The 10,918-nt window shown below is 59.1% G+C and carries 9 protein-coding genes; 5 read left to right on the top strand and 4 right to left on the bottom strand.

The features are described 5' to 3' along the window. Window positions 1–57 precede the first annotated feature (57 nt). The 4 genes from ACUVTU_RS00770 to ACUVTU_RS00755 all read left to right on the top strand — a co-directional run bounded on the left by ACUVTU_RS00770 (window position 58) and on the right by ACUVTU_RS00755 (window position 6,366). Window positions 58–1,296 (top strand): CaiB/BaiF CoA transferase family protein, encoded by a 1,239-nt coding sequence (locus ACUVTU_RS00770; RefSeq protein ID WP_445888038.1) that lies wholly within the window; start codon window positions 58–60, stop codon window positions 1,294–1,296. Between the two features lie 151 nt (window positions 1,297–1,447). Next, window positions 1,448–1,921, top strand: coding sequence for a MarR family transcriptional regulator (locus tag ACUVTU_RS00765; protein ID WP_445888037.1), 474 nt, complete (start codon window positions 1,448–1,450; stop codon window positions 1,919–1,921). Between the two features lie 30 nt (window positions 1,922–1,951). Beyond that, window positions 1,952–3,205, top strand: coding sequence for an efflux RND transporter periplasmic adaptor subunit (locus tag ACUVTU_RS00760; RefSeq protein WP_445888036.1), 1,254 nt, complete (start codon window positions 1,952–1,954; stop codon window positions 3,203–3,205). Then, window positions 3,202–6,366 (top strand): efflux RND transporter permease subunit, encoded by a 3,165-nt coding sequence (locus ACUVTU_RS00755; protein ID WP_445888035.1) that lies wholly within the window; start codon window positions 3,202–3,204, stop codon window positions 6,364–6,366. Before ACUVTU_RS00760 ends, ACUVTU_RS00755 begins: the two co-directional genes overlap by 4 nt. 124 nt (window positions 6,367–6,490) lie before the next feature. Here the strand turns inward: ACUVTU_RS00755 and ACUVTU_RS00750 are convergent, their stop codons facing one another. Then, entirely contained in the window at window positions 6,491–7,054 is a 564-nt protein-coding gene (locus tag ACUVTU_RS00750; protein WP_445888034.1) for an AAA family ATPase, read from the bottom strand. Window positions 7,055–7,078: 24 nt separating this feature from the next. Next, entirely contained in the window at window positions 7,079–8,092 is a 1,014-nt protein-coding gene (locus tag ACUVTU_RS00745; RefSeq protein ID WP_445888033.1) for an alpha-hydroxy-acid oxidizing protein, read from the bottom strand. A 134-nt stretch (window positions 8,093–8,226) separates the two neighbouring features. Between ACUVTU_RS00745 and ACUVTU_RS00740 the strand changes: the two genes are divergently transcribed. Beyond that, window positions 8,227–8,652, top strand: a complete 426-nt coding sequence (locus tag ACUVTU_RS00740) for a DUF6941 family protein (RefSeq protein ID WP_445888032.1) — start codon at window positions 8,227–8,229, stop codon at window positions 8,650–8,652. Here the strand turns inward: ACUVTU_RS00740 and ACUVTU_RS00735 are convergent. Next, the gene (locus ACUVTU_RS00735) at window positions 8,638–10,590 is read right to left on the bottom strand and encodes an aldehyde ferredoxin oxidoreductase family protein (protein WP_445888031.1); all 1,953 of its coding nucleotides are present in this window, start codon (window positions 10,588–10,590) and stop codon (window positions 8,638–8,640) included. The two genes, ACUVTU_RS00740 and ACUVTU_RS00735, sit on opposite strands and share 15 nt — an antisense overlap. Next, a complete protein-coding gene (locus ACUVTU_RS00730; protein ID WP_445888030.1) occupies window positions 10,587–10,862 on the bottom strand; it encodes a 4Fe-4S dicluster domain-containing protein in 276 nt (91 codons plus the stop codon). Before ACUVTU_RS00730 ends, ACUVTU_RS00735 begins: the two co-directional genes overlap by 4 nt. Window positions 10,863–10,918: the final 56 nt, after the last annotated feature.

Here is a 10,918-nt window from a genome sequence, read left to right as displayed (position 1 = left end):
TGGGCAAATCCAATCCGGAAAGGAGCGAAAGCCTGGTCATGGGGAGGCCGCTTAACAATGAATGGTACAGTGTATCAGGAATTGTTAAGTTTTTTGAACCAGGAGAACTGTATGTCGCTGCCTTTGGATGGTACTTTGGTACTGGATCTGACCCGTTTGCTGCCCGGTCCGCTCTGTTCGATGTGGTTGGCCGATTTTGGGGCGGAAGTGATCAAAATCGAGCAGCCGGGCCAGGGGGACTACACCCGCTGGATGCCTCCGCTGTGCGGCGATACCAGCGGGCTGTTCTTGCTGCTGAACCGGAACAAAAAGAGCGTGACCCTGGATCTCAAGCAGCCGCAGGGCCGGGAGGTTTTCATGCGCCTGGTGCGCGCCGCCGACATCCTGCTGGAGGGATTTCGTCCGGGTGTTATGGAGCGCCTGGGTCTGGGCTACCGGCAACTTTCCGAAATCAACCCGCGTCTGGTTTACTGTGCCATTACGGGATTTGGGCAGGATGGGCCGTATGTCCGGACAGCCGGTCATGATATCAATTACATTGGTCTGGCCGGCATACTGGGACAAACCGGTACGCCCGGTGCTGATGGCGCTCCCGTATTGCCGGCCGTGCAAATCGCCGATATCGGTGGCGGTGCCCTGCCGGCCCTGGCTGGCATCTTGCTGGCACTACTGGCCAGGCAGCGCAGCGGGCGGGGGCAGCTGGTAGATGTGGCCATGCTGGACGGTGTGGTCAGCTGGCTGCCGGTGCTGCTCTGGCCGCTGGTGGCCGGTCAGAAGGGGGCTCCTGGTAGGGGGGAAGGGCAGCTAAACGGCGGTTTGGCCTGCTATAATGTCTACTGCTGCCGGGACGGTTCCTACCTGGCGGTAGGAGCCCTGGAGCCACAGTTTTGGCGGGAGGTGTGTCGCTGCCTGCAGCGCGAGGATCTCGTGCCCCTGCAGTTTGCGTGGGAAAAGCAGGATTGGCTGAAAAAAACCCTGCAGGGAATTTTTATTGAGCAGGACCGGAGCTACTGGCTGGAGCTGTTCCAGGGGCGGGATGCCTGTGTGACTCCGGTTTATGATTTGCCCGATGTAGCTGCCGATCCCCAGGTGCAGCACCGCGGACTGCTGTGGCATCTGGAGCATCCGCGTCTGGGGTCGTTGCTCCAGCTGGGTTTGCCCCTGCAAATGCCTGCACTGGAGCTGAAATCTGCCCAGCCGCCGCCCGATCTGGGACAACACACGGATGAGGTGCTGGCCCGCTTTGGCTACACCCGGAGCCAAATTGATGATCTGAGGCGCGATGCTGTTGTGTAGTGTTTTACATCCGGCTGGCCGGTTCCTCCTACCAAAAAGAGGGCTGGCCAGCAGTTTTTTGTCGGGGCAGACAATTGACAAAAATTTATTTTGCGGTTAAAGTTAACATATCTAATTATTTATTACTTAAACTTTTGCTGAGGGATGGACTGTGGAAAACAATCAGCATCTGGAAAACTCGTCTCAAATGATTGATCGGCTGGATCAGGAGGTACCGGTTCTGTTCCGCAGTTTTGCCGCCTACCTTTTTCCCGGCTCCCGGGACGGATTGACCCATGTGCAGACCGCTATGCTCAAGCTGCTATATTTTGAAGGGGCCCGGACAGTGTCCGAGATTGCCGAGTTTATGGGGGTGACCATGGCGGCGGTATCCAGTTTGACCGACCGCCTGCTGAAAAATAAATTGATCACCAGGGAAAAAAGTGAAAAAGACCGCCGGGTGGTGATTATATCCCTTACCGCCGAAGGCCGGGAACTGATCCAGCATTTTCTGCAGCAGAGGCGGCGCAAGCTGGAAAGGTTGCTGGAAGAACTGGGGCGGGAAAAAGCCGAACGGCTTCTGGCGGTGGTGTCCGATCTCAAGGCGGCGCTGGAAAAGTTGCAGAATGCGGCGGACCGCAGATAATGTCCATGATCTATTCTGGCAAGGAGGGCGATGGGATTAGCTATGGAGAACAAGGCAGACAAACATACCGGCCCGGTGCCGGAAAATCCGGCCGGCGGTGCTGGGGGCAAAGGTGGCCAAAAACGCTGGCTGGTGGCGGCGGGCATTCTGGTAGTGCTCTTGCTGGTGGGGCTGCCCCTGCTGCGATTGGCCAGCAAATCCAAACCGGGTGCCCCGAGCGCGGGAGAACAGGCCTTACCGGTGGAAGCAGCCCGGGCTCAAGTGATGCCCCTGGGTGAAGCGGTGAGCATAGCCGGTACCGTGGCGCCATTTAAGGAAGTAGCGGTGATTCCCAAAACGCCGGGCCGGGTGGCTGCCGTACCGGTGAGTGTGGGACAGAAGGTACAGGCCGGCCAGGTGCTGGTGGAATTAGATAAAGTGGACATGGAAATAGCTCTGCAGCAGCAGGAGGCGGCTCTGGCCAATGCGGTGGCCAACCAGCTCCAGGCCCAGACCAACTATGACAATGCCGTGGCCAATTATGACCGGATGCAAAAGCTGTTCGCGGAAGGGGCCATATCCCAGAGCCAGCTGGAACAGGCCCGGGCGCAACTTTCCGCCGCTACCAGTGCTAAAAACAGTATCGCTGCCCAGATCAGGCAGATGCAGGCGGCGGTGGCCAGCATGCGCCAGAAACTGGCCGATACCACGCTGACTGCACCCATCAGCGGTGTGGTGAGCAAGGTCAACGTGGAGCCCGGCGAGATGGCTTCCCAGTCCACGCCGGCCGTGGTGGTGATTCAGGAGCAGCCGCTCCTGGTCAAGGCCAACCTGCCGGAAAATGTGGTGGGTGGTGTGCAAATCAATCAACCGGTTGATGTATTTGTTTCAGCCACCAACAAGACATACCGGGGGCAGGTTTATACCCTGGCACCCCAGGCCGATGCGGTCACCAAGGCCTACCCGGTAGAAGTCAAGCTGGAGCAGGTTGCGGATGTAAAACCGGGTATGGCTGCCGAGTTGCGCGTCAGTACCAGACAGCTGGCCAACGCCCTGGCTGTGCCGGCCGATGCTGTGCTGGAGCAGGACGGCGGCAGTGTGCTTTTCGTGGTGGAGAATAATGTGGCCCGGCAGCGCAAGGTGAAGGTCGGACTGGCCGGCAGCGGGCTGATCCAGATTGTCAGCGGCCTGAAAGAAGGAGAAACCGTGGTGGTGAAAGGTAACCGCCTGCTGGTGGATGGTGTGCGGGTGAAGATAGAGGGCCATTACCAGCAACCGGCTTCCGGCGGGGGTGGCGGTAGTTGAAAATAGCCGACTTTTCGGTGCAGCGTCCTGTGGCCATATCCATGGTGATCATTGCCCTGGTGCTGGTGGGCCTGGTGGCGCTGCCCATGCTGCGGGTGGATCTCTATCCCGATATGAACCTGCCGGTGGCTCTGGTAACTACTACCTATGAGGGAGCGGCACCGGCCGAGGTGGAAAAACTGGTTACCCGTCCGCTGGAGTCGGCACTGGCTACAGTGAATAATGTAAAGGAAATTTATTCCTATTCCCAGTCGGGAGTTTCCCAGGTGATCATCCGCTTCAACTGGGGTACCGACATGGATCAGGCTGCCCTGGACATGCGGGACAAGGTGGATCTGGTGCGGGGCTTTTTACCCTCCGAGGTCAAGTCACCGCGGGTGCTCAAACTGGATCCCAACAGTTTCCCCATCCTGCAGTATGCCCTCACCGGATCCGATATCGAGGAAGTTAAGCGAGTGGCTGAGGACATAGTGAGGCCCCGTCTGGAGCGCGTGTCGGGTGTGGCTTCGGTGACGGTGAGCGGGGGTAAAACGCGGGAAATCAAGGTAATTCTGGATCCGGCCCGTCTGGATAGCTATGGTCTGACGGTGGGTCAGGTTAGCCAGCTGCTGGCGGCGGAAAATATATCGGGCAGTGCGGGCACCACGGTGCGGGGCAGTGCCGACCTGGCCATCCGGGTGGTGGGTGAATACAAAAAGGTACGGGATCTGGCTGCCCTGCCGCTCAATTTGCCCGGCGGCGGTACGGTGCGGCTGGGGGACATTGCCACCATCCAGGATGATTATAAAAAACAGACCCAGCTCAGCTATGTGAATGGCCGCCCCTCCGTGGCCCTGGACGTGCTCAAAGTTTCGGGCAGCAATACAGTGCAGGTGGCTGGCCGGGTCAAGGAACGGGTGGCCCAGATTAACCGGGAAATGCCGCCCGGCATACAGCTGGTCATGGTCATGGACCTGTCCAAGTTCATCAGTGATTCCATCAACAACGTCACCCGGCATGCCGTGCTGGGCGGCCTGCTGGCGGTAGTGGTGCTGTACCTTTTTTTACGCAGTTTTCGCAGCACGCTGGTGGTGGCCCTGGTTATTCCCATTTCCATCATTGCCACCTTCAGCATGATGTATTTTGGCGGGCAGACCATCAACCTGCTTTCCCTGGGCGGTCTGGCCCTGGGCCTGGGTTCACTGGTGGACTTTTCCGTGGTGGTGCTGGAAAGCATTTACCGCTACCGGCAGAACGGCTACGGGGTGATTGATGCCGCCCGTTTGGGCACGGCCGAAGTGGGCAATGCCGTATTTGCCTCGGCGCTGGCCCAGGTGGTGGTATTTCTGCCCATTGTTTTTGTCCAGGGCCTGGCCGGTATCCTTTTCGGGCCGCTGGCCCTGACAGTGAGTTTTTCCCACCTGGCGGCGCTATTTGCGGCACTGACACTGGTGCCCATGCTGGCCTCCCGCCTGTTGCGCCGGGTGGCGCCGGTGGAGCAGGAGCCGGAAGCGGCCTTTCTGCCGGCGGCCGGCCGGCAGCGCGTTGGTTACTGGCTGCGCCTGCCCTCCTGGCATTTCACGCGGGCCTTTGCCCGTTTATCCCGCCATTACGGGCGCCTGCTGGCCTGGAGTCTGGGGCACCGGAAAAGGGTGGTACTGACGGCACTGGCCCTGCTGATTGGCTCTCTGGTGCTGCTGCCCCTGGTGGGGATGGAGTTCATGCCGGTGATGGACCAGGGCGAGATACAAATCACCATAGAACTGCCGCCTGGTTCCCAGCTGGCCGAGACCGGGCGGGTGGCCGGACGGGTGGAGGATGTGGTGAGCTCCCTGCCCGAGACCGTAACGGTATTCACCCGTCTGGGCAGTGGCGGCGATTTCGCCATGCTGGGGGGTGGTAATACCGACCAGGCCATGTTGACAGTCAAGCTAAAACCCCGGGAGCAGCGTCGCCTGAGCACCGAGCAGGTGGTGGACTTGATTAGAGGCAGGACCGCCCGCATTCCTGGGGCCGAAATTACCGTAAAGGTAAACGATAACAACGGTGGCCATAGGAGTAAGCCCATCAGCATCATGGTGCGGGGCGACGACATGGAGACGCTGCGCCAGCTGGGTGCGATCCTGCAGGAGCGGGTAGCGGCCATTTCGGGTACGCGCAATGTGACTACCAATATGGAAAAGGCTGTACCCGAAATAAATGTGACCATAGACCGCCAGCGGGCCGGGCTGTATGGTCTATCGGCCGGGCAGGTGCTGTCGGCCGTGCGCACAGCTTTTGACGGACAGGTGGTCTCCCGCCTGCGTACGGGTGAGGATGAAGTGGACATCCGCCTGATGTTTCCGGAGCAGTACCGCCTTGATCCCCACCGCCTGGCCGGGCTGATGCTGAACACACCCACCGGGGCCAAAGTGGCGGTGGGTGAGGTGGCCAATATAGCGCTACAGGATGCTCCCCAGACCATTATGCGCTACAACCAGTCCCGCCTGCTGACCGTGGAGGCCGAGCTGGCCGGCCGGGCTCTGGGGGATGTGAACCGCGATGTGCAGGCGTTGATGAGGGGAATTAAACTGCCGCCCGGTTACACCTATGAAATCAGCGGGGAGGCCCAGGAGATGCAGGAGTCCTTCGGCAACCTGTTTCTGGCTTTGCTCCTGTCCGTGGTGCTGGTGTATATGGTGATGGCCTTCCTGTTTGAGTCGCTATTCTATCCCTTTGTGATCATGTTTTCCCTGCCCCCCACCATTGTGGGAGTGGTGGTAGGCCTGTTGCTTACCGGTTACCACCTGAGCGTGGTGGCGCTCATCGGTATGATTATGCTGGTGGGCATCGTGGTTAACAACGCCATTGTGCTGGTAGATTATATCAACACGCTGCGCCGGCAGGGCCTGGAGCGCAATCAGGCCATCATGCAGGCTGGTCCGGTGCGCCTGCGGCCCATTATGATGACCACCCTGTCCACCGTGCTGGCCCTGTTGCCCATGGCTTTCGGTGGCGGTGAGGGTTCTGAAGGCCGGGCTCCCCTGGCTGTGGTGGTGGCTTTCGGCCTCACCTTCTCCACCCTGATTACCCTGGTGCTGGTGCCGGTGGTCTACACTATCTTTGACGATTGGGGTGCCCGCATACGCCGCCGTCTGGGCAGCGGCCGGGAAGTGGAGCAAACGGCCAGTACAACAGCGTAAACTGGCCAGCGGGAATGCATACCTGGCCCAACGAGTTGCCTGTTAAAGCGGTATGCTCAGGAATAACCAATACCAAAAGCGGTATCCTGCCTTTCCAGGGTGCCGCTTCTTGATCCGGCACAACTCAATGCCGCTTGATTTCAAAGCCCACCTTTTCTTTCACAACTTTAACCCGGGTGGCCAGATCTCCCCGCACCACCACATAGGGCACATTCATGATATCCAGGAAATTTTTGATTTTCTGATCCAGCAGCACGGCAAAATCTTCATCCTGGTAGCGCACGCCGTCCTTTTCCAGCGCAAATTCACGCGGCACATAAAAAATCTCATAGCCGGGCAGATCCTTCATGGCCCATTCGTACAACTTCATCAGGGCGTAAACCTCTTTGGGGTCTTTGAAGTTGCAGCTGATCAGGCCGTAGACATAGTTCAGGATGGTGGCGTTGTCACAGAAGATGATGTCACAATGGGACAACTCATCTTCTCTTTGTTTTTGCCCTTCATAAAGCAGGAACTGCTCAAAAATATTGGTCGGCACACCGTAACGGACAATATAGCTACGGGCGAATTCCAGGCAGACATCCGAGATGTATCCGGCCATGCTGTATTCTACGTCCAGCTGCTTAACCAGGGTGGTCTTGCCGGTACCCGGGCCACCGACTATAGCTATTTTCTTCGGAGGGGCCATAAAATCACCTCATGTTTTTTCGGTTCAGGCCAGGATGTGTGGGCCAATGTCGCTCAAGCGGGCACAACCGGTCAGGATCATGGCCTGTTTGAGCTCGGCAGTGTATTTTTCCAGATAAAGGCGTACGCCCTCTGTACCGCCGCCCACTGCGGCCACTGCCAGCGGTCTGCCCACCAGTACGGCTTTTGCCCCCAGAGCCAGCAGTTTTAAAACATCCACCCCGCTGCGCACACCGCCATCGGCCAGCACGGTTGTCTGCTGTCCCACCGCTTCCGCGATGGCCGGCAATACCTCCGCTGCTCCGGGGGTGTGGTCCAGAATACGGCCGCCGTGATTGGAGACCACGATGGCGGCGGCACCGGCCCCGGCCGCCAGCCGGGCCTCGTCCACCGTCATAATCCCTTTGACGATGAAGGGCAGGCTGGTGCTGTGCACCAGTTCCCGGAGCTCCTCTGCTGTTTTGGGTCCTACCGGCTGGCCGAAAAGAGCCATGGTCACCAGACCGGCGCCGTCGATATCAATGCCCACAGCCCGGGCGCCGGCTTCTTCCGCCAGGCGCAGGCGTTTTTTGACTTCCTCCTGGGAGCGCGGTTTGATAAAGGCAATGCCGTGTCCACCCTGTTCCCGGATGGCAGCCAGACCAGCATCGAAAAACTGCGGGTCTCCGCCGTCACCGCAGCAGCCGATGCTGCCGGCCTCACGAGCTCCGGCCATGATCTGGCTGATGAACTGGCTTTCGGTCAGTGCCCCCCCCATATTGTAGGAAACACCGGTCATGGGTGCGGCCAGCACCGGTGTGGTCAGTTCCAGACCCAGGATGTTACAGCTGGTCTCTGGTGCGGTGACATTGTGCACGGTGCGCAGATGCAGTCTGTATTTGGCCAGGGCGCTCAGGTTGTTTTGAAAGGCCGCACCGCTGCCTGTACCACCCATGCCCGGAACCTGGCCGGCGCATGCTTTACCGTTACAAACCGGACAAACCGCACAATACCCTTTCATGCGTTCGCGGGCCAGCTTTCTGATTTCATGGATATCCATAGCCGTCATCTCCCTTGAGTTAGCCATATTATTATATATTTTAATATTCGGCCTGAAGACGGGCAATTCCTGCCCCATCCGGGAGTGGTGTGATTGGGCCGGGCAGGAATATGCCTGGCCAGGGCGAATTATTAATGTACCGATTGTTGTTTGAGGTGACGGCCATGCAGCCGGCGCTTTGCCTGTTTTTGCTCTGCGATCAGGTGGCTCTGCACCAGGGCAAATACAATCTGCAGGGAGTATTTTACCGGGTGCACGCCAAAAGTTACCCCTGCCGCCATACATGCTACGTAGTGCTGGGCTGGTATGGAAGCCGGGGACAGCACCTGTTTACCCTGCGCTTCTGGTCTCCCGGTCAGCAGCAGATCTTGCTGGAAATAAAGTCCTATCCCTTTACTTTTACCGCAGATCGGCCCTATATTTATTTTCCCGTCCGGGCCGAGCTACCTTTAACCGGTGACGGTACTTACTGGTTTGAAGTGTTGCTGGGCGAGCAGCAGCAGGGGATTTTCCCGCTGCTGGTGCAGACCATGCTGCCGGGTGGCTCACTGCTCCAGTAGTCCTTCCTGAGCGGGTTCCAGAAGGCCCAGTTCGCGCAGTTTTTCCTCCCCGGGGACGCCGCTATGGGGATCCCAGCCGCGGAAAGTATAGTACTCCTCCAGGGCCTGCTTGACCTGATTCCGATCCAGTACTCGCCCGGCGTTAGGGCCGTCCGCCAGGGGCTCCCGGTAGAAACGGGAGGGGAAGTCGCTATCTTCTGGCTTTTCCCCCCGGGCCAGATTGAACAGCTTCTGGGCGTTGTAAACCCTCTCTCCGGCCTGCATGATCCCGGCCGGTGTTGCCGGCAGGCCGGTCAGGGCGCTATAGAGTGCGGCCAGCCGGGTGGGTCCTACGGTATGCAGGACGGGTGGCCTAATGCATATTCCCAGACAGTTGTAAACCGAAATTAAATTCTCCGACCAGGCGGCCATGGGCGGTATCAAAACGTCATCCCTTTCCCGGTTGAACAACTGTTCTTTCAGGGCTGGCTCTATGTCCAGGTTTTCCAGCATCTCTGGAGAAAAACCGAACCTTTCGCTCCGGTAGGGCAGCGGATTGTGGTTGTAGCGCAGGTTTTCCACCGGATTGCGGGTACGCAGGTGGTCGCCACCCCGGATGTTGGTGAGATAACCCAGGGTCCAGGTGGACCAGCGGCTGCGCGGGTCGGCCAGCACACACTCCAGCCCTTTCACATGAACGGCAAACTGCTCGCTGCCCGGGAAGTACCCCGCGGCTTGTCTAACGCCCCGGGCCAGGATGTCGCCCACACCCTGTCGGAAGGCGATTTGTTCCAGCAGGCGCAGGGCGCTGGCTGTATCGCCCCAGGCCGGTGCCGGTCCGGCTTCGTCCGGCCACATACCGCGCTGGGCCAGTTCCATGGCAAAGGCCAGGCAGCCGGCAGCGGAAACCATATCCAGACCCAGCTTCTGGCAGGCTGCCGTCAGCGCGGCAATGGCATCCAGGCTGCCGATATCACAGGCAGCACCAAAGCCAATCACCGGCGTCACTTCCATGTCCTTGAGCTGGAGGCCCCGGTAGGGGCCTTCTTTTATTTCCACCCAGTGGGCGCAGGCAATATTGCAGGCCTGACAGGCCACACCCCGCCCGGTATAGTGATGCATCGCCTTGCGGCTGCGGGTTTCGACCCAGTTGTCCAACCGGCTGCGCTGATAATTGCGTCCGGGCAGAATGCCGAACTCGTGGTAGGGCAGAGTGATCAGCATGGTGCCGTACTTGCAAAATGGCTGGTAGAAGGGGGAGGCCTCGATTACCTGCCGGGTCTGGCTGACCAGACGGAGTAGTTCCCGGGGCCGGGCGACCTTTACCCCGCCAGTACCCTTGATGGCAATGGCTTTCAGGTTTTTGCTGCCCATGACCGCACCCAGGCCGGTGCGGGCCCAGGCATCAAAGGGGCCGTTTTCAATACTGGCATAAACCACCTGGTTTTCTCCCGCCGGACCGATGGCTGCTACCTGCAGGCCTGGTTCCCGGTGCTTTTGGCGCAGCAGGTGGATGGTTTCCCAGGTATCCTTGCCCCACAGGTGCTCTGCCGGGAAGATGTTGATTTCATCATCGGCGATGTACAGGTACACCGGACGGGAGGCCCGGCCTTCCAGCACCAGGCTGTCGTAGCCCGCCGCTTTTAGCTCGCCTCCCCAGTAGTGCCCGGAATTGCTGGTGCCCAGCAGGCCGGTGGCGGGGGAAAGCGCCGAGGCTTCAGTGCGGCAGGCGGTGGGAATGCTGGTACCCACAAAGGGGCCGGTGCTGAACACCAGCACATTGTCCGGGCTCAAAGGGTGACAATCCGGTTTAATCAGTTGACGCAGCAAGTAAATGTTCAGGCCGGTGCCGCCCAGGTATTGGAGAGCTGTTTCCCGGTCCAGCACTTCCGTGCTGCAGCGCCCCGTGTGCAGGTTTATTCGGAGAATTTTGCCGGTATAACCTCCAGCAAAGCTCATAGTGCGCGGCTGCCACCGGCAGCCTCCCCGCCTTTCGCGGTGGTTTCGGCCTGCCGGCTGAGCGCTCCGGTGGGACAGCTGGCGGCGCAAAGTCCGCAATCGCGGCAGGTGGAGATCAGACCAATCTGATAATAACCGTTAAATTCGTCTATAATGATTCTAATATGGGCTTTCTGGCGGTTAAACTCGCCGGTGTGGTGCAGGGAGCAGGTTAGAACACAGGTGGAGCAGCCGATACACAGGGCTGGTCGGACGGTGATTCCCCGGCTCATTGTAAATCTCCCCTTTGGTTTTCAGTTAATTTTAAATATTCGCTCTGGCAGGATAA

Source organism: Desulfurispora sp., from assembly GCF_052744395.1.
This window is presented reverse-complemented; position numbering and strand designations above follow the sequence as displayed.